The organism is Mucilaginibacter sp. MD40 (assembly GCF_002288635.1).
Taxonomy (GTDB): Bacteria; Bacteroidota; Bacteroidia; order Sphingobacteriales; family Sphingobacteriaceae; genus Mucilaginibacter.
In genome coordinates this window covers 3,586,699-3,609,530 of the sequence record NZ_NRSW01000001.1, presented here as the reverse complement: position 1 = coordinate 3,609,530, position 22,832 = coordinate 3,586,699, and the positions used below count along the sequence as shown (strand labels likewise).

The window sequence follows — 22,832 nt, the reverse complement described above, 5'->3', positions numbered from 1 at the left end:
CTTACCATGAAAAACTTAAAACTCACACTTGCAGCGGCTATCGCAGCCGTTGGCCTTTACGCATGTTCTACTGTGCCTTTAACAGGCCGCTCACAACTTAGCCTCGTAGGCGACGACCAGGTAAACCCTGCCGCGGCGGCCAGTTACAGGCAGTTATTATCAGATCCTAAAACAAAAGTGATTGCCAGCGGCACCGATGCGCAACGTGTAAAACGCATTGGTAACCAATTGGCTACCGCTATTGAGCAGTATTTGCAGCAAAATGGTTATGCGGGCAAATACCAGTTTGCCTGGGAATTTAATTTAATACAAAGCCCCGAAGTAAATGCGTGGTGTATGCCTGGCGGTAAAGTAGCTGTGTACAGCGGTATTTTACCGGTTACCCAAACCGATGCAGGTTTGGCTACAGTAATGGGCCATGAAATTGGCCATGCTATAGCCCGGCACTCTGCCGAGCGTATGTCGCAGCAACTGGCCTTGCAGGCTGGCGGCGCGGCGGTTGGCGTGGCTTCAAACGGGCAATCATCAGCAGCGCAAAACATTATTAGCTCCTTGTATGGTGTTGGCGGGCAACTGGCGCTGTTAAAATATTCAAGGGCGCAGGAGTCTGAGGCTGATAGGCTTGGGCTTACCTTTATGGCTATGGCCGGTTATGACCCTCACCAGGCGGTGTACTTTTGGCAACGTATGGCTGCCCAAAATAAAGGCGGCACGCCACCTGAGTTTTTGAGTACTCACCCTTCAGATGCTACACGTATAGCCAATATACAGAGCCTTATACCTGAAGCCATGAAATACTACAAAGGTGGAAGATAATTATTAATAATATAAGCTGAGGCCATGCAGGACAATCTGTGTGGCCTTTGTTAATAACTATGGCCAAACATATACGTATTAAGAGAGTTATGTGCATGTATTTGCCGTAGTAAATTAGAGATATGCCGAATTCTAAAACCCGTTTTCTTACTGCCGAGTGGCGCAACCTGGTAATGCTTAATTACCTGGTAGACCCCGACATACTGAAACCAAATTTGCCTGCTTTTACCGAACTTGACCTTTGGCAGGGCAAATGCCTGGTAAGTATGGTAGGCTTTATGTTTCGCGAAACGCGGGTATTAGGTGTAAAGTGGCCTTGGCACGTCAACTTCGAGGAAGTAAACCTGCGCTTTTATGTAAGGCATTTTGATGGTAAACAATGGAAACGAGGGGCGGTATTTGTAAGCGAGATAGTCCCCAAACCAGTGATAGCGCTTATTGCCAATAATTTATATAATGAGCATTATAGGGCTTTACCTATGCGACACAGTGTTACCAAAACAGGTGCCGACCAAACACAGTTCCTATATGAGTGGAAAGTAAAAGACAGGTGGAACAAAATAGGGGCAACCGTAGCTAACAGCCTAAAGCCTATTGTGCCGGGCAGTGCCGAGGAGTTTATTTTTGAGCATTACTGGGGATATAATCGTATTAATGATTACAAGACCATGCAATACGAGGTGGAACATATATCCTGGCAGGTAGCCGAGGTAAGGGATTATATTTTTGAGGCCGATATAAAGGAACTTTACGGCGAAGCTTTTGTGCCTTACTTGAGTGAAAGGCCCTATTCGGCTTTTTGGGCCAATGGTTCAGAAGTATCAGTACGTATAGCCAATAAATTATTGTTTGCACCGGTGCTGCCCGATGCTGCTACAGATCATCTGTAAAATGCCGGCGCCCTTTTTCGTTATTAAATTTATTGGCATTATAGCTGGCAGAGCTGTTTTTAGGAATAGATAACGATTGCCATGAACCTCCTTGCTGCATTTTGGCTATGTATACTATTTGCCCTACATGGTAAGGGTAGTGTGCCAATTGCCTGTTGATGGCTTCCATTACAGTATGTCCGTCGTTACGAATGTACACTATGCTTTCCAGATCTTCTTGTTTGAGCGCGTTAATAGAGTTGAAAAGGCATTCCCAGGCTTTGTTCCAATTTTCAAAAATTGCCGCCCTGCTTTGTTCTGTAGCTTCAAATTCAGTATCCCGGTTACGCCACGGTTTCTCTCCATCGGTTGTTAAAAAATCGGTAAACCGGCTCAGCATGTTACCGGCAATATGGTTCATGATAATGGCAACGCTATTACTTTCGGCATCAGGTTGCCAAAACAGTTGCTCATCTGTAAGCTGTTCAACAGCTTTTTCCGCAAGTATCTTATAATAATTAAACTGCTTTATGCTACTTTCCAGGTAACTGTCCATAGGGTTTGTGTATTAAGAAAGCGCCTGTAATATGGCCTTTGCTTTCAGCAAACATTCCTCATATTCTTTTTCGGCATCGGCATGGTAGGTAATGGCACTGCCTACATGGAAAGATAGGTAATTTTTAGTTGAGTTATATAACAGGGTGCGAATGATTACATTAAAATCAAAATCACCATCAGGGGCGAAATAGCCCAAAGCACCTGAATATACGCCACGCTTACTGCGCTCGTATTTTTCCATGAGCTGCATGGCGCTAACCTTAGGCGCGCCGGTCATGCTGCCCATTGGAAAAGTGTTTTTAATTGCGTTTATATCACTTATGTCGTGGCGTTTGTCGCAGGCCACGGTTGATACCATCTGATGTACCTGGGCAAAGCTCTGTATAGCATACAATTCTTCCGCATGAACTGTACCTTCAATGGCCGAACGGGTAAGATCATTACGTACCAGGTCAACTATCATTACATTTTCCTGTAGTTCTTTAGGGTGGTTGCGTAGCTGTTCTACCAGGATCTGGTCCATAATTGGGTTGCTGTCGCGTCGTGCGGTGCCCTTTATAGGTTGTGATAGCAGCTTATTGTCGCGTTTGGCCAGGAAGCGCTCGGGCGAGGCGGAGAGAATATAATTCCCTTGCCACTTAAAAAATGTGGAAAAAGGAGTGGGGGATATGTCTTTTAATTGTCGGTAAGTAAAAAGAGGGTCAATTATTGCCTTATCGGCATAAAACTCCTGGCAAAAATTGGTTACATAAATATCACCACGTGTGATATGCCGTTTAATATGCTCAACAGTAGCCACATATTCCTGCTTATTAAAGCGGGGTGTAAAATTAACAGGCTTTTGTTGTTTCTCTACAACCAAAGGCAGCCTCTGGATAGTTTGTAGTATATGCTCATCAGCTCCTTCAATACTTAATTCGTCACCCTTGATAGTGATCACTATTTCAGGGACAAAAAAATACAGGTCGGGAAACCCAAGGCCATCCGTATTGGCTGATGAAAGGTTTTCTGTTTCGTTCTTCAGATCATACCCAAAGAAACCCAGTACCCAGCCGGTATGCGTTTGCCGGAAGGCTTCTAATTGCTCAAAAGCGCTGCCACTATTCACTTTTAAAGCGGCTTTGGTACCAACGGCTATCAGCAGGTCGTATTTGCCATACGGGTCTATAAAGCTATGGCTATCCAAATAGCAGCAGGTATCATACGCTGGCGCCCATTGCAGGGCTTTTTGTTTGAAGCTTTCAATATCTGTAACCTGGATTTTCACGAGGCAAAAATAGGTATCAAAATATAAAGGCTCCGCAAAGCAGAGCCTTTATCTATAATTTTTGAAATGAGTTTAGTGCAATACCAAAGTCTGTTTCCTGTCGGGGCCTACAGAAAGGTATTTAACCGGTACACCCAATTCAGCTTCCAGGTAATCGATATAAGATTGCAGTTTTGCAGGGATCTCGCTTAATTCGGTAATACCGGTAAGGTCTTCATTCCAGCCATCAATCTCTTTTAATACCGGCACAGCCTCAACCGAGCAAATATCATAAGGCATGTAATCAATGGTTTCGCCTAAGTAATTATAGTGAGTACAAGCGTAAATTTTATCAAAACCACTTAGTACGTCGGCTTTGGTCATTACCAGTTGGGTAACACCGTTAAGCATAATAGCATATTTAAGCGCCGGTAGGTCGATCCAGCCGGTACGGCGTGGCCTGCCGGTAGTTGCGCCAAATTCATGGCCAATTTTACGGAGTTCTTCACCGGTTTCATCATGCAGTTCAGTAGGGAAGGGGCCACCGCCAACGCGTGTGCAGTAAGCTTTAAAGATGCCTATCACATCGCCTATCTTATTGGGCGCTATACCTAAGCCGGTACAAGCACCTGCTGTGGTGGTGTTTGATGAAGTAACAAACGGATACGAGCCAAAGTCGATATCCAGCATGGTGCCCTGTGCACCTTCTGCTAATACTTTTCTGCCTTCTTTAAGGTAATTATTTACCAGTTGTTCAGAATCAACCAGCTCAAATTGTTTGATGAGTTCAATAGCTTCAAAAAAGGCAGCCTCACGCTCGCTAAAATCGGCTACTTCGCCGTAAAGCGATTGCAACATCGAGGTATGCTTATCAACCAGTTTCTGGTATTTTTCTTTAAAGTTAGGCAGGGTTATATCGCCGATACGCAAACCATTACGACCGGTTTTATCCATGTAAGTTGGGCCGATGCCTTTAAGGGTAGAGCCAATTTTGCCATCGCCCATTTTCTTTTCAGAAGCCGCGTCAAGCAATTGGTGAGTTGGCAGGATCAAATGCGCTTTTTTACCTATCACCAGGTTACCTTTAGCTAAAAGGTCGTGGCCGGCATCTTTTAACTTATCTAATTCTTTTTTAAGGGTGATAGGATCGATCACCACACCGTTGCCGATAAGGTTAAGTGTATTATCAAAGAAAATACCTGAAGGAATAGTGTTCAATACAAATTTTTTGCCTTCAAACTCAAGCGTATGGCCCGCGTTAGGCCCACCCTGGAAACGGGCAATAAGGTCATAACCTTTACTTAGTACATCAACAATTTTGCCTTTACCTTCGTCGCCCCACTGGAGGCCCAATAATACGTCAACAGCCATTAAATTTTATCTTTATAGTAGTAGTCAAATGCTTTAGTAATAATATCTTTAACCTTTTCCCAGGTCATTCCATCTAAGGATTGCGGTTCAATAGTATCTTCTGCGTCAGCAAAGTACACCACAGACCTAATTACTGCAAAGGTATCATCATATGGATATCTATCATGATAAAATTGAAAAAGTTCTTTAAAGGAAAAGTACTGCAGTAATTTTGCCAGGTCCCAGAAATCTTTTTTAACGCCACGGCCTTTTACCGCATTCAGTTTAAGTGCTATCAGATCTTTAACATCAGCCAAAGGAACATCTTCAATAACCTGAGCCGGATAAAGAAAAGGATCTTTTAAGCTTACAAAATCAACTTTTACATCATTGATGATGCATTGATATATCGATTTAGATCTGTCATTAGTTGTTATGATCAGGCCAAATGCATCATTAAGCGTTTCAATCAGCAAATCTTTATCAAATGGCGCATCTGTAAAAAGGTCTAAATCAATTGATTTTCTGTGGCCATATAAAAGTGAAAGTGCAGTACCCCCTACCAGTCTGAATTGTTGAAGTTGAGATAAGGAAACAAGTTTAGTTAGAAGTTCCAGTGTTGCTGGTTCAACTGTTTCTTTTCGTAGCATTTAAAATCGGTAAGTTTAATCTTAAACAGCGTGCAGCAAAAATTGATGCTTATATCTGATAACCAGTGCGCTTGTTTGGCTAATTCGCCAACGCGTTTAAAACCGTAAAATTTAAGTAAGTTCTCAAAATCCTCGGCTTTGCCTCGTTCAATTACCTTTTCAACTACATGTACGGCATTTTTTTCATAGTCGATAGTAGACATATCAACATCCCAGAATGCCTGTTTGCTTAAAAGGGGAGTATTCATAATTATGATACTTTACGGTCGCAAACACCATCACGCAATTTGGTGCAATTGCCATATAAATTAAGCGAGTGGTGTTTGATATCAAACTTGAGGATATCGCCCATCATGCTCTGTATCTGCTGGATACGCGGGTCGCAAAATTCCACAACCTTGCCGCAGTCTATGCAGATAATATGATCGTGCTGCTTGTATCCGTATGATTTTTCGAACTGGGCCATGTTTTTACCAAACTGATGCTTGGTTACCAGGTCACATGATACCAGTAGTTCAAGTGTGTTATAAACAGTAGCACGGCTTACCCTGTACTTTTTGTTTTTCATGTGGATATACAACGATTCCACATCGAAATGATCATTTCTGGAGTAAATTTCTTCGAGTATGGCAAAGCGCTCGGGTGTTTTCCTGAGGCTCTTGTTTTCGAGATAGGCCTCGAAAATCTTTTTAACCATAGCGATGGTTTCCTGTGCAGGCATAATGTTATGTTAACAATACAAATGTATTAAATATTTTTATACGAGAATCAAGAAACGAGAATCAAGAGTCAAGACAGTTGTGTTGATGTCTTGATTCTTGACTCCTGATTCTAAACTCTCTCTACTACGATGCTTTCTCTATCGCAGAGTCAAACCGGACAACTTGCGTGATTCCCTTTACCTGGTTGAGTTTTTTGATCAGGTTTTCGAGATGATCTGTATCGTTCACATAAACCATTATTGATCCCTCAAATATGCCGTTATCGCTATCAACGGTGATAGAGCGGATATTTACCTTAAAATCATGTGATATAACGGTAGTGAGTTTGTTGATAAGGCCAACATCGTCAATACCGGTAATGCGCAGGCCGGTAAGAAAAGCCAGTTCCTGCTGGTTGGTCCAGCGGGCTTTTACAATACGGTAGCCATAATTGGCCATTAACTTAGCGGCGTTAGGGCAGTTGGTGCGGTGTATCTTAATACCATCGCCAACGGTAATAAAGCCAAACACATCGTCGCCAGGGATAGGGTTACAGCAGGCAGCCAGCTTGTAATCTATCTTTTGCATATCCTCGCCTATCAGCAATATGTCGCTGTCTTTGGCTTTAATGCTTTTAACCAGGTTATGCAGCTGGTCGGCCTCAATTTTATCCTGCGGCTTATTCTCAATAATTTTTTCTGACGCCTGGTAGTCCTTCAGGTCCTTCATATCAATAAGCCCTTTGGCTACGTTGTAAAAAAGATCCTGTGTGGATTGTAGCTTAAAGAAATAGCTGAGCTTCTGCAGGTTTTCGGAGTTGTAAGTAAGTTTTATCGACTTCATCTTACGCTCCAGTATTTCCTTGCCATCTTCGGCAATCTTTCGTTTTTCCTCTTTAAGTGCCGATTTTATCTTGGCTTTGGCCTTGGCGGTTACAACAAAGTTCAGCCAGTCTTCCTTAGGGGTTTGCTTGCCGGATGTAATGATCTCTACCTGGTCGCCGTTTTGCAATTTATAGCTCAGCGGTACCAGTTTATGGTTCACCTTAGCGCCAATACAACTGGCACCCACGTCGGTATGTATCTCAAAGGCAAAATCAAGCGCGGTGGCATTGAGCGGAAGCTGAATAAGCGCCCCCTTAGGCGTAAAGATGAATATTTCATCACTAAAGAGGTTCATCTTAAAGTCGTCCAGGAAGTCCAGCGCGTTAGAGTCCGGGTTTTTAAGCATATCGCGTACCTTTTGCACCCATTGGTCCAGGCCGCTATCTGTTGATGACTCTTTATATTTCCAGTGCGCGGCGAAACCTTTCTCGGCAATCTCGTTCATGCGTTTGGTACGTATCTGCACCTCTACCCACTGCCCGCGCGGGCCCATTACCGTGGTGTGTAATGATTCGTAACCGTTGGCTTTTGGCGATGATATCCAGTCGCGAAGCCGGTCAGGATTGGGGCGGTAAAGATCCGTAACGATGGAGTAGGCTTTCCAGCATTCGGCCTTTTCGTTTTCGGGCGCGCTATCCAGGATGATACGGATGGCGAAAAGGTCATATACTTCCTCAAAAGGGATGGCCTTTTTCTTCATCTTGTTCCAAATGGAGTGGATGGATTTTGGCCTGCCGAAAACCTCGCCGTGCAGATCCTGGCCTTCCAGTATTTTTTGTACGGGCTTAATAAAATCGGCGATGAATTTCTCCCGTTCGGCTTTCTTTTCGTTCAGCTTGTTTTTGATGAACTGGTAAGTTTCGCGCTCCATGTACTTCATGGAAAGGTCTTCCAGTTCGGATTTGATGGCATATAAACCCAGGCGGTGTGCCAGGGGGGCGTACAGGTATACCGTTTCAGATGAGAGTTTGAGCTGCTTATCGCGCGGCATAAACTCCATCGTACGCATGTTATGCAGGCGGTCGGCCAGTTTAATGAGTATCACCCTTACATCATCAGCAAGGGTAAGCAGCATCTTACGGAAGTTTTCGGCCTGTAAAGAACTATTGGTATCAAAAACGCCTGATATTTTGGTAAGGCCATCAATTATTTTGGCCACTTTTTTACCAAATTCAAGCTCAATGTCCTCCAGGGTAACATCGGTATCCTCTACCACGTCATGCAGCAGGGCACAAACAATAGAGGTAGTACCCAGGCCAATTTCTTCGGCGGCTATCTGCGCAACGGCTATAGGGTGGTATATGTATGGCTCGCCGCTTTTACGGCGCATATCTTTATGGCTTTCCAGAGCCATTTCAAAAGCTTTGCGTATCAGTCGTTTATCGCCCTTTTGCAGGGTTGATTTACTGGCGCGCAGCAATGCCCGGTAGCGTTTTAATATTTCTTTCTTTTCGGCTTCAAGGTCAATCACTAAATCTTTCATCTGTTGGCGTTTACCGGCTTATTTTCATAACCATGTAACAATATTTTTTATTGTTGGTTAATCATAAAATAACAAAATAAAATGCTTTAATTTTGTATGTTAGTAAAAATATGAAATTAATATTACCTCTGCTGTTATTTTGTTTGGCAATTGGTGTTGCTAAAGCGCAGGACGATAAACCCGCGCCTCCTGTACACCTGGGCAAAAACGATACCACTAAGGTATATATGACCAAGCTTGACGGCGAACTGGTGCCCTGGATAGTAGCACCGCAGGTAAATATTGTGGATACCCGCATATTTGCCAGCGATGCCGACAGGCTGGCATACCGCAGGCTCAAATACAACGTGATGAAGGTGTTGCCTTACGCGCGTTTTGCCGCCCAGCGTTATATACAGCTACAGCGCGAACTTGCCCTTACTGCCGATAAAAAGAAGCAGAAAGAATTGATGAAGGCCTGTGAGATTGATGTGAAAAATATTTTTAACAAGGATATTAAGAACCTTACTATAAGCCAGGGCGAAGTGTTGATAAAGCTGGTGAGCCGTGAAACCGGTACCACAAGCTATGCGCTGGCTAAAGAACTCAAAGGCGGTTTTAACGCCTTTCTGTTTCAATCGGTGGCGCGCATATTTGGCCACAACCTGAAAGAGAACTATGATGCATCGGAGGAGCGTGATATTGAAGCTATCCTTAACCAAATGGGATATGTTTCTAACTATAATTAAATGAATACCAGTAACATCTACCAGTTTACCGTTAACAAGATCAACGGTGAAACCGTTCCGTTATCTCAATACAGCAATAAAGTACTTTTAATTGTTAATACCGCCTCGCAGTGTGGTTTTACCCCTCAGCTGCAGGACCTGGCAGAACTGAAAACCATTTTTGCCGATACCGATTTTGAAGTACTCGCTTTCCCTTCAAATGATTTTGGGCAGCAGGAGCCGCTTGATGGCGCAGCCATTGAAGCATTTTGCCATAATTACGGCACCAACTTTAACGTATTTGAAAAAATGCGGGTACGCGGGCCGCATGCCCACCCGCTATACAAGTTCCTGGCCGATAAAAAAGCCAACGGAAAAGTAAACGCCAAACCCCGCTGGAATTTTCACAAGTATCTTATTGATAAAGAAGGCCGCGTGATCGACTTTTTTTATCCGTTCACCAAGCCAACATCTTCAAAAATTAAGAAGAAGATACAACGCCTGCTGGCAGCCGGGGCTGATAAAGTTACCAATAAATGAAATTAGACATATTAGTTTTACCAGTGCATCCCGATGATGCTGAACTGGGTTGTGCCGGTACCATTTTAAAACACATTAAATTAGGGCATAAAGTAGGCATTGCCGACCTTACCCGGGGCGAACTTGGCACGCGCGGCTCTGCCGAGATACGCGACAAAGAAGCCGCTAAAGCAGCCGAAATACTGGGCTTAACCGTACGCGATAACCTGGCGCTGCCCGATGGCTTTTTTCAGAACTCGCAGGAGTATCAACTAAAAGTTATCGCGGCTATCAGGAAATACCAGCCTGAAATTGTGATCACCAACGCGTATCATGACCGCCACCCCGATCATGGCCGGGCCAATGAATTGGTGGAGGCATCGGCTTTTTTAGCCGGACTACGAAGGATAGAAACTTTAGATACCGACGGCCAGCCGCAGGAAGCATGGCGCCCAAAACAGGTGCTACATTTTATACAGGACAGGTATATTAAACCTGATATAATTGTTGATGTAACCGAGTTTTGGGATAAAAAGATAGAGAGCATTTATGCCTACGGCTCACAATTTCACAACCCCGACTGGAATGATGATGAGCCTCAGACTTACATATCCTCACCTGATTTTATTGAGCAGGTAAATGGCCGCGGCCGCGAATATGGTAAAAGCATTGGGGCCAAATACGGTGAGGGTTTTACCTCACGTAAAATTCTTGGTGTAGATAACCTGTTCGATCTTCGTTAAACTCAACTTTGCGTTTTGATGCCGTTTATGCGGTAAATAAATACAAATATTAATGATGTGGCTATTGCCCCAAAGGTGTGCCACAGAAAGTGCGTGCCTATGCTTAGGGTAGTATATTTATCGTATATCCTAAAACCTATGGCAATGCCAAATGCCAGCAGCGCGCCAAAAACAAGCTCACTGTTTTGCCAGTGTAGCCGCCATAACAGCAGCATAAGCGGCAAAACTATCATCAACACCATCACCGTATAATTAAGGCTGATGAGCAATTGAATATCATAACGAGGCATGAGTTTTCTGATACCAAATGTTAACGCCAGGAAAACTACCAGCGTTATTGCTCCAACATACCTGCGCCCGCTAAATTTTATCCAAAAATACACGCTGGCCAGCAGGCAGAGGATAGCTATGGGTAACCAATCCATCATAATAAAAATATGCCATTTGCGCAGGCCGTGGTAAACGGTGCTCCCCACACATCCTGTGAGCAACAGCCAGGTAGCTATGCTCAGGAAGGTGTATTGCCGGTTAAAGCCTTTAAGCTTAATAAGCCAATAAATACCCGGTATGAGAAACAGGGCGGACGATACCATGTTCCAGGGCTCCGGGAAAAAATGATGGAGGTTGGTTTCAGTGTAAACCAGGCCACCATCGGGCGGTAATATGGCTGCAAACATCACTGTTGGTTGTATAGTTATCAATCAAACGTCATAATATGCAATGTGTTCGGGCAACTTACATGTAACCCTTATTTTTACATCATAATTGATATGATGAAGCCCGAACAGAATGAGCGCATTGCGCAATTGAAGCAGGAGATAGATCCGTTACGCCAGCAATTGATCAACCACCCATTGTATGATCATGTAAACAGCCTTGACGAGTTGCACCTTTTTATGCAGCACCATGTTTTCGCCGTATGGGATTTTATGTCGTTACTTAAAGTGCTGCAACAAAACCTTACCTGTACTACATTACCGTGGATGCCTGTGGGTAATGCCAATACCCGTTACCTCATTAATGAGATAGTAACTGGTGAGGAAAGTGATGTGGACGAACGCGGTAACCGAACCAGCCACTTTGAGCTCTATTTACAAGCCATGAACCAGGCCGGCTGCAGCGCGGCGGCCATTGTGGATTTGTTTGCCGAGTTAGGCGTGCAGGATGACATTTATAAAGCGTTAAAGATAGCAAGTATTCCCGGTTCGGCACGTGAGTTTGTAAAGCATACCTTTGAAGTAATTGAAAGCGGTAAAACACATTTGCAGGCCGCTGTATTCACCTTTGGCCGTGAGGATCTTATTCCCGGTATCTTCACCAGCATCGTAAAAAAGCTGAACGGCCAGACCGCCGGTAAGCTGGACATATTTGTGTACTACCTGGAACGCCATATTGAAGTAGACGGCGATCACCACTCTAACCTGGCCTACGAAATGACCGCCGAACTATGCGGCACCGATGATACCAAATGGGCCGAAGCTACCATTGCCGTAAAACAGGCGCTGCAATCCCGCATTAATTTATGGGATGGGATATTGGAAGGAATAATGGTGACTACGATATAATCTAAAAACTTAACTGAAAAAGCCTGCGTAAAGCACGCTTTTTCAGTTATAATTTATTTAATTCATCCATGAGTGCTTTGCTCAGGCGGTTAAAGTAGCGTTTTACGCCATAGCCCATTACCCATTGTATGCCTTTGGTGGCGTTGGTCAGGAAAACCTCATCGGCTTCATTTAATACTTCGGCGTTAATTTGTGCTTCTGTTACCGGTATGTTATTTTCCCGTGCCAGTTGTATCACCACCCGGCGCATTACGCCCTCTACGCAGCCCTCGCTTAATGCGGGTGTATACAAATGGTTTTGGTACCACACAAAAATATTGGAGCTGCCGGCTTCGCAAAGGTTGCTGTTATCATTCAGTAAAAAAATATCATCCAGCCGGTTTTGCTGCTTAAACAGGCCAGCCATTACGTAAATAAGCGAATTGCAGGTTTTAATGTTAGACAGATAGTTGAACGGCTTTTTCAGTTCGCTGTACACATCCATGATCAGGCCCTTCTCATTAAGATAGTATCTTGGCTCGTCCAGCGGGCTTATTTCTATACAATACCCCATCTTGTTTTGTGATGGGGTGTAGAGGCCTTCGGCATTACGGTAAACCGTAAGCCGTACCCGGCCATGTTTCAACTTGTTACGGCGGGCAAGTTCTTCAACCTTATCTTTTAAAAACCAGCTGTCGGTTTGCGAGTAGCCATCAATTTTTAACGCTTTCATGCCTTTTTGCAGGCGTTCGGCATGTAGCTCGGGAAACTTTAGTTTACCCTTCATCAGCCGCATACTCTCAAAAAGCCCGTCTCCATACCTGAACGCCCTGTTGCCAATAGTTAGCAACTTATCGTCCTCAGGCAAAAGTTCTCCGTTAAAATTTATAAAAGCAGGCATTGGTGAACGGTGTATGGTATATAAACTATTGGACAAATTATCTTATATGAACACTTTTTAACAGAAAAAATTATTGATCGGGGCGTGCAATTATCTTTTTGAAACGGGTGGTACAACGTTTTTGTTTATGCCATTTAACTTTCGTTATCCGCCTGGGTATATCTTCGCCATTTTTCCAGCACGGCTTCAAAGTCGGCGGGCAGCGGCGCTTCAAAGTAAATATTCTTTTTAAGCGAAGGGTGTAAAAAACCAAGTGATTGCGCGTGGAGGGCCTGCCGTGGCATCAGGGCAAAACAATTCTCCACAAACTGGCGGTACTTATTAAAAGTAGTACCCTTTAATATTTTATCGCCGCCATAAGTAGCATCGCTAAACAGGGGGTGCCCAATATGTTTCATATGCGCCCTTATCTGGTGGGTACGGCCGGTTTCCAGTTTACACTCTATCAGGGTAACATAACCCATGCGTTCCAGTACCTTATAGTGGGTTACCGCCCATTTGCCTTTTTCAGGGTCGTCATAAATACTCATTACACGCCGGTCGGCAACGCTACGGCCTATGTAGCCGGTCACGGTGCCATCCTGCTCAATATCGCCCCAAACCAGGGCCAGGTAGCGGCGGTTTATGGTATGGTCAAAAAACTGTTTGGCCAGGTAATTCATGCTGCGCTCGTTTTTACTGATGAGTAGCAGTCCGCTGGTATCCTTATCAATACGGTGTACCAGGCCCGGCCGTCCGTCATTACCTGGCAGGGTAGGTAATTGCTGAAAATGGTATACCAGGGCGTTAACAAGTGTGCCGGTATAGTTATTATAACCCGGATGCACCACCATGCCTGCCGGTTTATTTACGATGAGCACATCGTCATCTTCATAAACAATTTCCAGCGGGATGTTTTCAGGATAAACCTCAGTATCACGGGGAGGACGTGGTAACACCACGGATATAACGTCCTGCGGCTTTACCTTATAGCTGGCTTTGATGATCTTGTCATTCACCAGCACGTTGCCGGCATCAATGGCGTTTTGTATGCGGTTGCGCGACGCGTTCTCCACACGGTGCATCAAAAATTTATCAATACGCAGCAGCGACTGGCCCTTGTCAACCACTACCCGCAGGTGTTCGTACAGGTCCTGCTCGTCGCTTTCTATTAAATTAGCATCATCAGCCATCCGGCAAAATTAATGTTTATAGTGTGATGTGATAATGATATTTTTGAAACGGCACCGTATTATCATTCCTGCAAGGTAAGCCACTTCAATCATGGATATGCATTTAGATATTTTTAGCCCGATACAACCTATCCGCAGCAAGATATTTGATGATAAGGGCTTAACAGTATCTATTAAGCGCGACGACCTCATACACCCGGTGATCTCCGGCAATAAATGGCGTAAGTTAAAGTATGTGTTACAGCGGGCTGCAAACGATCGAAAAACGCACGTGGTAACCTTCGGCGGGGCATACTCCAACCACTTGATAGCTACAGCGGCAGCGGCTGCTAAATTTGGTTTTAAAGCCACCGGTATGGTGCGTGGCGAGGCTGTTGATAACCAGATGCTTTTTATGTGCATGCTTCACGGCATGCAATTGTTGTTTGTGGATAGGGAAAGCTATCGCGATAAGCCAGCGCTTTTTGCCGAATATTTTGGTAATGACGAACAGGCGTTTTTTATTGATGAGGGTGGCGCATCTGCCGAAGGGGTAAAGGGCGTTGCCGAACTGGTTGATGAACTGCCGGAAAGCTATGATCACATATTTTGTGCCTGTGGAACAGGGACTACAGCCGCCGGGATTATTGAAGGTATTTCCTCGAAAGGATTGCAAACCGTTTTTAACGGCATACCCGTGTTAAAGAACGGCGATTTTTTACGTGCCGATATTGATGGGATGCTGAGCAGACCTTTGCCCTACCATTTACATACCGACTACCACTTTGGTGGTTATGCCAAAACCACTCCGGCCCTTATTGCTTTTATCAAAGATTTTGTGAGCAATACCGGTGTACTGATTGACCCTGTATACACCGGGAAAATGCTTTACGCGTTGCATGACCTTGCCGCTAAAGATCACTTTGCGCCGGGCAGCAAGATATTGGCCATACACACCGGCGGCATGTGGGGTTTACTGGGTATGCAGAATAAGTTTAAGTGACCCGGATGCTTCAATAACCAGCCGCATTTTTAATATTTTTTCAAAAAAAAATTCTCATACTGTTTAAGCGTTCGGTACAAAAAATAGGTTTAGTTAATTTAAAGTGACTTTTAGGCCCTTTGGTTCAAAAACGGCAAAATTACCGTTTTTGAGGGCTTTTGGCTATATTTGCTTAAACCAGATATACCTTTATGTACCAATTAAATGTAACTCCGCAAACTGTTCATGATACACTGAGCAGGCATATTTTAGCCGATGGATTTGACCTAACCTTTGATATGGAAAAGAGCCGGGGGGTACACATTTACGATGCCAAGAACAACCGTACCCTGCTTGATTTTTTTACCTGTTTCGCATCGGTACCATTGGGTTATAACCACCCTAAAATGTTAAACGATGAGGGTTTTAAAAAAAACCTGATGCTTGCGGCTTTAACCAACCCATCTAACTCGGATATTTATACCGAGCAATACGCCCAGTTTGTTGATACCTTTAGCCGTGTAGGCATACCCGATTACCTGCCGCACGCTTTTTTTATCTCGGGCGGTTCGCTGGCTATAGAGAACGCGCTGAAGGCAGCTATGGACTGGAAGGTACAAAAGAACTTTGCCAAAGGCTACACTACCGAGAAGGGACATAAAGTGCTGCATTTTGAGCATGCTTTTCATGGCCGCTCGGGTTACACGCTTAGTTTAACCAATACGCAGCCTGTTAAAACCAAATGGTTTGCCAAGTTTGACTGGCCGCGCGTATCATTACCCGAAATACATTTCCCGCTTACGGATGATAAGCTGCAGGATCTTATCGAAAGGGAAAACCGTTCTGTAGTGCAAATAAAACAAGCTTTCGCCGATAACAAGGATGATATATGCGCCATTATTATTGAGCCGGTACTTTCTGAAGGGGGCGACAAGCATGTACGCCAGGAGTTTTTAGAGCAGTTGCGCATACTGGCCGATGAGAACGAGGCTATGCTGATATACGATGAAGTGCAAACCGGGGTAGGCCTTAGCGGTAAATTCTGGCTGCACCAGCACTTTGGCGAAAAAGCCCGCCCGGACATGATCGCTTTTGGGAAAAAAATGCAGGTTTGCGGTGTGCTGGCAGGCAAACGTATTGACGAAATTGAGCATAACGTATTTAATGTTTCATCGCGCATTAACTCTACCTGGGGTGGTAGCCTGGTGGATATGGTACGGTCATCAAAGATCATGGAGATCATGGAAGAAGATAACCTTTGCCAACAGGCTGCCGAAACGGGTGAGCATCTGCAAAACCGTTTAAAAGCGATCGCAACCAAAAACAATATCGTGAGCAATGTGCGGGGTAAGGGCTTGTTAACCGCATTTGATTTCCCTGATACGCAAACCCGTAATACCTTTATGGATATGGGCCTGCAACATAACATTATGTTTTTGGGCTGCGGCGAACGTACTATCCGTTTCAGGCCGGCGCTGGTAATTCAAAAGGCCCATATTGATGAGGGATTGGATGTAATGGAAGCGATATTGCCGCAATTATAATTTTCTGTAATAATATTGCTACAAGCGCCTTTTTTTAATCAAAAAGGCGCTTTTTTGGTTTATTAAGTACTATAATCGTGTAATATCGTTATAGTAATATATTTAATAATAACTGTTATTAATTAAGCTTTAGCAGCGTATATAGATAAACACTGAACAGAAGCACATTATACGAGATGAACAGGCATATTGAAAAATTAAAGAAGCAATTAACAGAGCTTGCGGAAGTAGTGAACGCTTTCCAGTCTGAGGCGGTACAGGTGAAGGTAGTAGAGCGGCTTCTTGATGAGATCATAGATTCGGAAAAGTCGGAACCGGAAGCAAAAGAAAACGTGAATAAGCGAGCCGGCAAGATCGAGGCCGACACCCAGGCAAATGAAAGCCGGGATGCCGGGCGTAAAAAACCGGGTGCTACCAAAGTGCTGAATCAATTGCTTAGCAGCGATTTTTTTAAAACACCTCACACTATTTCGGCCATAGCCGACTATTGCAGGGAAAAATTCAATTCAGACTTTAAAACCTCCGAACTTTCAGGCATACTGCTCAAATTATCTAAAGAGAACAAACTGCGCCGCGAGCGCAATCACGATAACAACCGCTTTGAATATGTGATGGATTAAACATTAAAGGCTGCCCGTTAAAGCAGCCTTTATTGTTTATGGTACCGTATTAAGTTAAAGCCTTACTCCGCGTAAAAACTCCTCTATACCCATACGTTTTTTACCTTCCAGTTGAAGGTCGGTAACGCAGATGAATCCATCCCGTGCGGCAAATTTCAGGTGTGTTTTGTGGTTGGTAACAAAGCCCCCTGCTGATATACCGGTTTCTCCGGGTTCATAAGTGGCATTGTATATTTTAAGTACTTTATCATTAAGCATGGTAAATGCCGCGGGTGAGGGGCTAAGTCCGCGTATGAGGTTATATACTTGTTCAACCGGTTGGTTAAAATCTATCAGGCAATCCTCCTTAAATATTTTGGGGGCGTGTTTAAGTTCGACACCTTCGGCCAGTTGTTCCTGCGGATGCTCGTTGTATTTGCCACCCTCAACTCCTTTTACGGTTTTTACCAGTAAGCCGGCGCCCTTCTGCATGAGGCGGTCATGCAGCTCACCCGCTGTTTCAGTACCGGTAAGGGTAACCTTTTCAGTAAACAGGATATCCCCGGTATCAATTTCATGTTTCAGGAAAAAGGTAGTAACGCCTGTTTCTTTTTCGCCGTTGATAATGGCCCAGTTGATAGGTGCCGCACCGCGGTATTGCGGCAATAGCGAAGCATGTAAGTTAATAGTACCTTTAGGCGGCATATTCCAAACTACTTCGGGCAGCATGCGGAAAGCTACAACCACTTGCAGGTCGGCCTTTAAAGCTTTCAGGCTGGCAATAAATTCAGGGTCTTTCAATTTTACGGGCTGCAGCAATTTAAGGCCGTTAGCTACGGCATATTGCTTCACTGCCGATTCGCTCAACTTTTTTCCACGGCCAGCCGGCTTATCAGGCGCGGTTACCACGCCAACTATGTCACATCCGGCAGTTATCAGCGCGTCTAACGAGGCTACGGCAAAGGCAGGCGTGCCCATAAAAACTATTCTCATCGTATAAAAACTTAATATTAAACACAGGTTAGTTGTACAATAAATATTTAGCGCGCATAGCCCTGAATTTTTCTAAACCCGGCTCCCAGCTCTTGTGTATCTCCGCCTCGCTTGTTCCGGCAATAATTTGTTTCTGCAATACATCAGTACCGGCCAGTCTGTTAAAATAACCTATAAAAAAATGCGCCTTATCAGGATATATCCTGTACATGTCTATTAACCATGCCAAGTTAAGTTTTCCGCTTTTGCGGATGGTTTGCATATTGTAATTTTTAAGGTCGATACCGAAACAAACGGTATCTTTAAGTGGCGGATTTTCGCTCATTCCCGGCATACTCAACGGTTTAAACGAAAATGCGTATTTATCTTTTAGTAACGGGCTGCCCACTATCTGGAAAGGAAACAGGGTGCCCCTTCCCAGGCTAAGTTTGGTGCCCTCAAAAAAGCAGATATGCGGGTAAAGCACTATGGATTGTGGCGTATTAAGATTAGGTGATGGGTTAACCGGCAGTACGTAATCCATATCGCGGTTATAGTTAGCCACCTTAACAATTTTTAGTTTACACTTCACCTTGTTTTTTAACCACCCTTCGCCGTTGATCATTTGAGCGTATTCGGCAATGGTCATGCCGTGCAAAACGGGTATAGGGTGCATGCCCACAAAAGAGCGGAAACGGGTGGTATCTAATATGGGCCCGTCAACATACATTCCGTTCGGGTTGGGTCGGTCAAGTACCATCAGTTCAATATCATTTTCGGCGCAGGCCTCCATCAAATAGTGCAGGGTTGAGATATAAGTGTAAAACCGAGTGCCCACATCCTGCACGTCGAAGATCATGAGATCGATGCCGCTCAGGTCTTCTTTAGTAGGTTTGTAGTGCTTGCCATAAAGGGAAATAACGGGCAGCCCGGTTAACGCGTCGCGTGAGTTGCCTACTGTAGCGCCATTGCTGGCATTGCCCCTGAATCCATGCTCGGGGCCGTATATCTTTTTCACATCTACACCCAGTTTAAGCAAACTATCAACAAGTGGTTTTTTATGATCGCCAATAATAGATGTCTGGTTGATAAGCATTCCCACTTTACGGCCCTTAAGGTAAGGCAGGTATAATTCGGTACGGTCAGCAGCAGGAGTAATCCGCGAAGCGGTTTTTTGCGTGGTTGCCGGGTTTTTACCCTGGTTAGTAATTTTTTTATTGGCCTGGGCAAAATCGTCGCAACTGTATAACAGCAGGCTAATGGCTAACAATAGGGTGTATGGTTGTATACTTTTCATAGGTGGCGGTAATTTAGCAAATTTTGTGGCACTATGTTTAAGGGTAAAAACGCATCTTTGCGAAGGTAAAAAACATTTCTGTATTGAATTTCGCCGGTTTTATATCAAGTCGTATCACGTTTAAAAGTAAGCGTACTTTTTCCAAACTTATTGTGCGCATTGCCATAGCAGGCATTATGCTGGGGCTTGGCGTAATGATACTTTCTGTAGCGGTGATAAGGGGATTTAAACAGGAGATACGTGAAAAGGTAAGAGGTTTCACCGGCGATATACAGGTAGTTAAAACGGATAACAATGTTTCTTACGAGCGCTCGGCATTTATTGATAGCGTGCAGTATGTAAAAGGTATTAAAGCTACCGGCGGTGTTACAGATGTACACCCTTATGCTACAAAACCTGGTATCATTAAAGCCAATAGCGAAATTGAGGGTGTAATTTTAAAGGGTGTAGATAAAAATTATAACTGGAGCTTTTTACAATCGGCGCTGGTGCAGGGTAAGGTCATTGATTTTCGCGACTCGGCAGAAGCGATGCGGCAGATCATGATATCGCAGGTTACGGCTAATCGCCTTAAGCTAAAAGCAGGCGACGACTTGTGGATGTATTTTGTACAGGAGCCCATCCGCAAGCGAAAATTAAAGATCACCGGGATTTTTGATGTTGGCGTGGAGGAAGTGGATAAAACGTTTGTTGTAGGCGACCTGAACCTGGTACAGCGCCTTAACGACTGGAACGACGGGCAAATTGGTGGCTATGAAGTGCGCATTAAAAACTTTGATGACATGGCACAAACAGCCGACGGGATAGACAGCCATATACCCATTACTCTAAGATCATATACCTTACAAGATAACTATCCCACCATTTTTGAGTGGTTGAACATGCTGGATGTTAACATTGTGGTGATGCTGGTTTTGATGATTGCCGTAGCGGTCATAAACATGATATCGGCCTTGCTTATTATGATATTGGAGCGTACTTCTATGATCGGCATGTTAAAGGCCATGGGTGCGGGTAACTGGCTTATCCAGAAAGTGTTTTTATACAACGCCGCATATCTCATAGGTTTGGGGTTATTGCTGGGTAATGCTTTGGGTTTGGGCCTGGGCTTGTTTCAGCATTACACGCATTTTTTTAAGCTTAACCAGGCATCCTATTACATGAGCTTTGTACCTATTAAGCTGGAAGTAATGGATGTGATACTGCTCAATGCCGGTACGCTGATTGTTTGTTTACTGGTACTTATTGTACCATCAATGCTGGTAACCCGCATTACGCCGGTTAAAGCTATCAGATTTAAATAGACTATTTCCGATGTTCAATTAGGGCAGCCCTTTGGTCCACCTTATTTTTTACTGTTTTTAAAACTAAATTTCAGGTTAACACCACCCGACCCAAACCTGATGTCCTGAGCGCCGAGGCCACCAAGGGGATATTTTACAAACGGCTCGATAACTAACCTGTTTTTGCCAACCGGGTAGCCTACTCCAAAAGAGAAGTTAAGCATGCGGGCGAAGTAAAAATTACTAAAGCTGTTATGTGCCGATTGCTTTTGATCTTCACCCGCACCTTGGCTATCGGCAAGAAAACCATTGCTGTAGGTATATCTGTAGGTGTAGTTTTCGTCGATAAAGGTACCTGAGCTCAACCCGGCTGAGATGAACGCGTCTGACTTATCCGGGTTAAACTCATATTTTAAATTGATAGGCACATCAAGGCCAACCATACTTACATTATAGTTCCTGAATACAGGCGCCGCCGCCGACATGGCAAAAAGGGTTTCCTGTTTGAGCACCGGCGCACTGGATACGAACGACGCCGCGGATACCGTTTGCGGCAACGATGTAATGGCGTTGTAGTTTAACGAATTTTGAGCAAGGGCAACGCCGGTTGAAAGTTTTAACCGTTTACTCAGCCTGAAATCAGAACTTACGCCCGCACCGGCATTTACCTGGTTGCTGCTGCCTTCAGCATAGTTAAAATAGGTGGCCGCGTAAATACTAAAGGTTACTTTTTTGTCGATGTTGCTATTTTCAGTATTCTTTTTCGCTTGTCTGGCCGCCTTATCCTGCTCCAGCATATCCATCATATGGGCAGACACCTTGGCATTGGCGCCATTATCCGTAGCTTTTTGTGATACGGCGGGGGGAGTGCTTAGCACAACAGGGTTGTTCTGGGCGATTTGCTGCTGCGCTGCTATGTCAGGTGTATTTTTAGCACTATCGGGTCCGTTAGCAGGCTCTGTTTTAACAGTCGCGGCAGCTATAGAAGTAGATGCCGGTTGTGTGTAAGCCTCTCCTGTTGGTACAGAAGTCGGAACAACCGGGCTTTTCCCGTGTTGAGCAGTTGGTGTGCCCATGCCGTTTAACCAGTTATGCTGACGGACGGCTGGGTCAATTACAGGTGCATTTTGTGCCAATGCAGGCACTTCGTTTGTTTGCTTTTGATTGCCGGTATCGGCTGTTATGGCATGGGTTTGTTTAACAGCAGGTTTTGCAACCATGTTATTTACCGTGGATTCCTGATGAGTAAACCACATGCCCAGCCCCAGCGCAAGCAATATCACCGCGGCGGCCGCGCTTGACCACCACAGCCAGGCCATGCCACGCTTATGCTTTTCTGCAGGTAGCTGTTTTTTTAGTTCGGCCCATCCATGCGCTGCCGGGGGCGATTGATAATCTTCAAACACCTCCCTGATGCGGCTTGCTATTTTATCATCAAACTGCTCGTTCATGGTTTTAGTGTTTCTGTTGTTAACAGTAGCCTAAGCTTCTCTTTGGCCCTGCTCAAATAAACCCTCGATGAGCTTGCGGGAAGGTTAAGTATCCGGCCTATCTCATCGTGGTTGTACCCATCAATTTCGTACATATTAAAAATAGTAAGCTGTATATGCGGCAATTGCTTCATCAGCTTTAAAATATCCTTAGCGTTGAGTGTTTCAATAGCCTGCGCGCTGCTGCCAACATTATAGGCATCCTCAATATCGGTATTACCCTGGTGTTTCAGTTCGCGGCGGCGCCTGTCAATAGCAGTATTTACTACAATAGTGCGCAGCCAGGCTTTAAAAGGTTTATCGGTTTTATAATTGGCTATATTGTTAAATACCTTTATAAATGCATCATTTACCACTTCGAGCGCGTCGTCCTCATTAAGGCTGTATCGCATGCTTATGCCCATAGCATAGCCATAAAACTGCTTATACAGCAGTTCCTGGTGCTTTACGCTGCCCGACATACACTTACTGATGATCTCTTCATCAGTAATACGTTTAAGTAAATGCATTTAGTAGTATACGGCTTAATCAACTACCACTCGG

24 protein-coding genes are annotated in these 22,832 nt (G+C 44.4%); 10 read left to right on the top strand and 14 right to left on the bottom strand.

Annotated features, from left to right (window positions below):
- Positions 1–6 precede the first annotated feature (6 nt).
- Together CKK33_RS16090 and CKK33_RS16085 are read left to right on the top strand one after the other, a co-directional pair.
- Positions 7–816 carry a M48 family metallopeptidase gene (locus tag CKK33_RS16090; RefSeq protein ID WP_095705091.1) on the top strand — a complete coding sequence of 270 codons (810 nt, stop codon included), beginning with the start codon at positions 7–9 and terminating at the stop codon, positions 814–816.
- Between the two features lie 122 nt (positions 817–938).
- On the top strand, positions 939–1,706 hold the full coding sequence (locus CKK33_RS16085) for a YqjF family protein (protein WP_095705090.1): 768 nt from the start codon (positions 939–941) through the stop codon (positions 1,704–1,706).
- Here the strand turns inward: CKK33_RS16085 and CKK33_RS16080 are convergent.
- The 7 genes from CKK33_RS16080 to CKK33_RS16050 all read right to left on the bottom strand — a co-directional run bounded on the left by CKK33_RS16080 (position 1,690) and on the right by CKK33_RS16050 (position 8,557).
- Entirely contained in the window at positions 1,690–2,241 is a 552-nt protein-coding gene (locus CKK33_RS16080) for a DUF1572 family protein (protein ID WP_095705089.1), read from the bottom strand. The two genes, CKK33_RS16085 and CKK33_RS16080, sit on opposite strands and share 17 nt — an antisense overlap.
- Positions 2,242–2,253: 12 nt before the next feature.
- Positions 2,254–3,510, bottom strand: a complete 1,257-nt coding sequence (locus tag CKK33_RS16075) for an anthranilate synthase component I family protein (RefSeq protein WP_233138239.1) — start codon at positions 3,508–3,510, stop codon at positions 2,254–2,256.
- A 72-nt stretch (positions 3,511–3,582) separates the two neighbouring features.
- Positions 3,583–4,860: an adenylosuccinate synthase gene (locus CKK33_RS16070; RefSeq protein WP_095705088.1), complete on the bottom strand. Its 1,278-nt coding sequence runs from the start codon at positions 4,858–4,860 to the stop codon at positions 3,583–3,585.
- The gene (locus tag CKK33_RS16065) at positions 4,860–5,489 is read right to left on the bottom strand and encodes a nucleotidyl transferase AbiEii/AbiGii toxin family protein (RefSeq protein WP_095705087.1); all 630 of its coding nucleotides are present in this window, start codon (positions 5,487–5,489) and stop codon (positions 4,860–4,862) included. Before CKK33_RS16065 ends, CKK33_RS16070 begins: the two co-directional genes overlap by 1 nt.
- Entirely contained in the window at positions 5,444–5,737 is a 294-nt protein-coding gene (locus CKK33_RS16060; protein ID WP_095705086.1) for a hypothetical protein, read from the bottom strand. Before CKK33_RS16060 ends, CKK33_RS16065 begins: the two co-directional genes overlap by 46 nt.
- A gap of 2 nt (positions 5,738–5,739) precedes the next feature.
- Positions 5,740–6,210 (bottom strand): Fur family transcriptional regulator, encoded by a 471-nt coding sequence (locus tag CKK33_RS16055; protein WP_095705085.1) that lies wholly within the window; start codon positions 6,208–6,210, stop codon positions 5,740–5,742.
- A gap of 124 nt (positions 6,211–6,334) precedes the next feature.
- Entirely contained in the window at positions 6,335–8,557 is a 2,223-nt protein-coding gene (locus CKK33_RS16050) for a bifunctional (p)ppGpp synthetase/guanosine-3',5'-bis(diphosphate) 3'-pyrophosphohydrolase (RefSeq protein WP_095705084.1), read from the bottom strand.
- Between the two features lie 110 nt (positions 8,558–8,667).
- On the opposite strand from CKK33_RS16050, the gene CKK33_RS16045 reads away from it, so the two are divergent.
- From CKK33_RS16045 to bshB1, 3 genes are read left to right on the top strand one after another with little or no spacing between them, the layout of a single operon-like run.
- Positions 8,668–9,285, top strand: coding sequence for a DUF4294 domain-containing protein (locus CKK33_RS16045; protein WP_095705083.1), 618 nt, complete (start codon positions 8,668–8,670; stop codon positions 9,283–9,285).
- A complete protein-coding gene (locus CKK33_RS16040; protein WP_095705082.1) occupies positions 9,286–9,804 on the top strand; it encodes a glutathione peroxidase in 519 nt (172 codons plus the stop codon).
- A complete protein-coding gene (gene bshB1, locus CKK33_RS16035) occupies positions 9,801–10,526 on the top strand; it encodes a bacillithiol biosynthesis deacetylase BshB1 (protein WP_095705081.1) in 726 nt (241 codons plus the stop codon). The genes CKK33_RS16040 and bshB1 overlap by 4 nt, the downstream gene beginning before the upstream one ends.
- A gap of 2 nt (positions 10,527–10,528) precedes the next feature.
- Here bshB1 and CKK33_RS16030 read toward each other — a convergent pair whose 3' ends face one another.
- Complete coding sequence (locus tag CKK33_RS16030) at positions 10,529–11,203, bottom strand: hypothetical protein (RefSeq protein WP_095705080.1); 675 nt, start codon at positions 11,201–11,203, stop codon at positions 10,529–10,531.
- A gap of 93 nt (positions 11,204–11,296) precedes the next feature.
- On the opposite strand from CKK33_RS16030, the gene CKK33_RS16025 reads away from it, so the two are divergent.
- Complete coding sequence (locus tag CKK33_RS16025; protein WP_233138238.1) at positions 11,297–12,091, top strand: DUF3050 domain-containing protein; 795 nt, start codon at positions 11,297–11,299, stop codon at positions 12,089–12,091.
- Positions 12,092–12,137: 46 nt separating this feature from the next.
- Here the strand turns inward: CKK33_RS16025 and CKK33_RS16020 are convergent, their stop codons facing one another.
- Together CKK33_RS16020 and CKK33_RS16015 are read right to left on the bottom strand one after the other, a co-directional pair.
- A complete protein-coding gene (locus tag CKK33_RS16020; protein WP_095705078.1) occupies positions 12,138–12,971 on the bottom strand; it encodes an aminotransferase class IV in 834 nt (277 codons plus the stop codon).
- 134 nt (positions 12,972–13,105) lie between these two features.
- Positions 13,106–14,143: an RluA family pseudouridine synthase gene (locus tag CKK33_RS16015; protein WP_095705077.1), complete on the bottom strand. Its 1,038-nt coding sequence runs from the start codon at positions 14,141–14,143 to the stop codon at positions 13,106–13,108.
- A gap of 91 nt (positions 14,144–14,234) precedes the next feature.
- Between CKK33_RS16015 and CKK33_RS16010 the strand changes: the two genes are divergently transcribed.
- The 3 genes from CKK33_RS16010 to CKK33_RS16000 all read left to right on the top strand — a co-directional run bounded on the left by CKK33_RS16010 (position 14,235) and on the right by CKK33_RS16000 (position 17,268).
- Positions 14,235–15,125 (top strand): 1-aminocyclopropane-1-carboxylate deaminase/D-cysteine desulfhydrase, encoded by an 891-nt coding sequence (locus CKK33_RS16010; protein ID WP_095705076.1) that lies wholly within the window; start codon positions 14,235–14,237, stop codon positions 15,123–15,125.
- Positions 15,126–15,316: 191 nt separating this feature from the next.
- On the top strand, positions 15,317–16,648 hold the full coding sequence (lat, locus tag CKK33_RS16005) for an L-lysine 6-transaminase (RefSeq protein ID WP_095705075.1): 1,332 nt from the start codon (positions 15,317–15,319) through the stop codon (positions 16,646–16,648).
- A gap of 176 nt (positions 16,649–16,824) precedes the next feature.
- The gene (locus CKK33_RS16000; RefSeq protein WP_095705074.1) at positions 16,825–17,268 is read left to right on the top strand and encodes a hypothetical protein; all 444 of its coding nucleotides are present in this window, start codon (positions 16,825–16,827) and stop codon (positions 17,266–17,268) included.
- 54 nt (positions 17,269–17,322) lie between these two features.
- On the opposite strand, the gene fmt is transcribed toward CKK33_RS16000, so the two are convergent.
- On the bottom strand, positions 17,323–18,240 hold the full coding sequence (gene fmt, locus CKK33_RS15995; RefSeq protein WP_198952486.1) for a methionyl-tRNA formyltransferase: 918 nt from the start codon (positions 18,238–18,240) through the stop codon (positions 17,323–17,325).
- A 28-nt stretch (positions 18,241–18,268) separates the two neighbouring features.
- Positions 18,269–19,516, bottom strand: coding sequence for an exo-beta-N-acetylmuramidase NamZ domain-containing protein (locus tag CKK33_RS15990; protein WP_095705072.1), 1,248 nt, complete (start codon positions 19,514–19,516; stop codon positions 18,269–18,271).
- Positions 19,517–19,599: 83 nt separating this feature from the next.
- Here CKK33_RS15990 and CKK33_RS15985 point away from each other — a divergent pair, with 83 nt between their 5' ends.
- Positions 19,600–20,820, top strand: coding sequence for an FtsX-like permease family protein (locus CKK33_RS15985; protein WP_095705071.1), 1,221 nt, complete (start codon positions 19,600–19,602; stop codon positions 20,818–20,820).
- 41 nt (positions 20,821–20,861) lie between these two features.
- On the opposite strand, the gene CKK33_RS15980 is transcribed toward CKK33_RS15985, so the two are convergent.
- Both CKK33_RS15980 and CKK33_RS15975 read right to left on the bottom strand, forming a co-directional pair.
- Positions 20,862–22,250 (bottom strand): outer membrane beta-barrel protein, encoded by a 1,389-nt coding sequence (locus CKK33_RS15980; RefSeq protein WP_095705070.1) that lies wholly within the window; start codon positions 22,248–22,250, stop codon positions 20,862–20,864.
- Entirely contained in the window at positions 22,247–22,798 is a 552-nt protein-coding gene (locus CKK33_RS15975; protein WP_095705069.1) for an RNA polymerase sigma factor, read from the bottom strand. The genes CKK33_RS15980 and CKK33_RS15975 overlap by 4 nt, the downstream gene beginning before the upstream one ends.
- Positions 22,799–22,832: the final 34 nt, after the last annotated feature.

Excerpts from the sequence above, each read along its gene's own strand:
- CKK33_RS16070 (WP_095705088.1), bottom strand. The coding sequence starts at position 4,860 with ATGGCTGTTGACGTATTATTGGGCCTCCAGTGGGGCGACGAAGGTAAA.
- CKK33_RS16065 (WP_095705087.1), bottom strand. The coding sequence starts at position 5,489 with ATGCTACGAAAAGAAACAGTTGAACCAGCAACACTGGAACTTCTAACT.
- CKK33_RS16030 (WP_095705080.1), bottom strand. The coding sequence starts at position 11,203 with ATGTTTGCAGCCATATTACCGCCCGATGGTGGCCTGGTTTACACTGAA.
- CKK33_RS16020 (WP_095705078.1), bottom strand. The coding sequence starts at position 12,971 with ATGCCTGCTTTTATAAATTTTAACGGAGAACTTTTGCCTGAGGACGAT.
- CKK33_RS16000 (WP_095705074.1), top strand. The coding sequence starts at position 16,825 with ATGAACAGGCATATTGAAAAATTAAAGAAGCAATTAACAGAGCTTGCG.
- CKK33_RS16025 (WP_233138238.1), top strand. The coding sequence starts at position 11,297 with ATGATGAAGCCCGAACAGAATGAGCGCATTGCGCAATTGAAGCAGGAG.
- CKK33_RS16040 (WP_095705082.1), top strand. The coding sequence starts at position 9,286 with ATGAATACCAGTAACATCTACCAGTTTACCGTTAACAAGATCAACGGT.
- bshB1 (WP_095705081.1), top strand. The coding sequence starts at position 9,801 with ATGAAATTAGACATATTAGTTTTACCAGTGCATCCCGATGATGCTGAA.
- CKK33_RS16010 (WP_095705076.1), top strand. The coding sequence starts at position 14,235 with ATGGATATGCATTTAGATATTTTTAGCCCGATACAACCTATCCGCAGC.
- CKK33_RS15990 (WP_095705072.1), bottom strand. The coding sequence starts at position 19,516 with ATGAAAAGTATACAACCATACACCCTATTGTTAGCCATTAGCCTGCTG.
- CKK33_RS15975 (WP_095705069.1), bottom strand. The coding sequence starts at position 22,798 with ATGCATTTACTTAAACGTATTACTGATGAAGAGATCATCAGTAAGTGT.
- CKK33_RS16080 (WP_095705089.1), bottom strand. The coding sequence starts at position 2,241 with ATGGACAGTTACCTGGAAAGTAGCATAAAGCAGTTTAATTATTATAAG.
- fmt (WP_198952486.1), bottom strand. The coding sequence starts at position 18,240 with ATGAGAATAGTTTTTATGGGCACGCCTGCCTTTGCCGTAGCCTCGTTA.
- CKK33_RS16085 (WP_095705090.1), top strand. The coding sequence starts at position 939 with ATGCCGAATTCTAAAACCCGTTTTCTTACTGCCGAGTGGCGCAACCTG.
- CKK33_RS16090 (WP_095705091.1), top strand. The coding sequence starts at position 7 with ATGAAAAACTTAAAACTCACACTTGCAGCGGCTATCGCAGCCGTTGGC.
- CKK33_RS16050 (WP_095705084.1), bottom strand. The coding sequence starts at position 8,557 with ATGAAAGATTTAGTGATTGACCTTGAAGCCGAAAAGAAAGAAATATTA.
- CKK33_RS16015 (WP_095705077.1), bottom strand. The coding sequence starts at position 14,143 with ATGGCTGATGATGCTAATTTAATAGAAAGCGACGAGCAGGACCTGTAC.
- lat (WP_095705075.1), top strand. The coding sequence starts at position 15,317 with ATGTACCAATTAAATGTAACTCCGCAAACTGTTCATGATACACTGAGC.
- CKK33_RS16045 (WP_095705083.1), top strand. The coding sequence starts at position 8,668 with ATGAAATTAATATTACCTCTGCTGTTATTTTGTTTGGCAATTGGTGTT.
- CKK33_RS16060 (WP_095705086.1), bottom strand. The coding sequence starts at position 5,737 with ATGAATACTCCCCTTTTAAGCAAACAGGCATTCTGGGATGTTGATATG.
- CKK33_RS16055 (WP_095705085.1), bottom strand. The coding sequence starts at position 6,210 with ATGCCTGCACAGGAAACCATCGCTATGGTTAAAAAGATTTTCGAGGCC.
- CKK33_RS15980 (WP_095705070.1), bottom strand. The coding sequence starts at position 22,250 with ATGAACGAGCAGTTTGATGATAAAATAGCAAGCCGCATCAGGGAGGTG.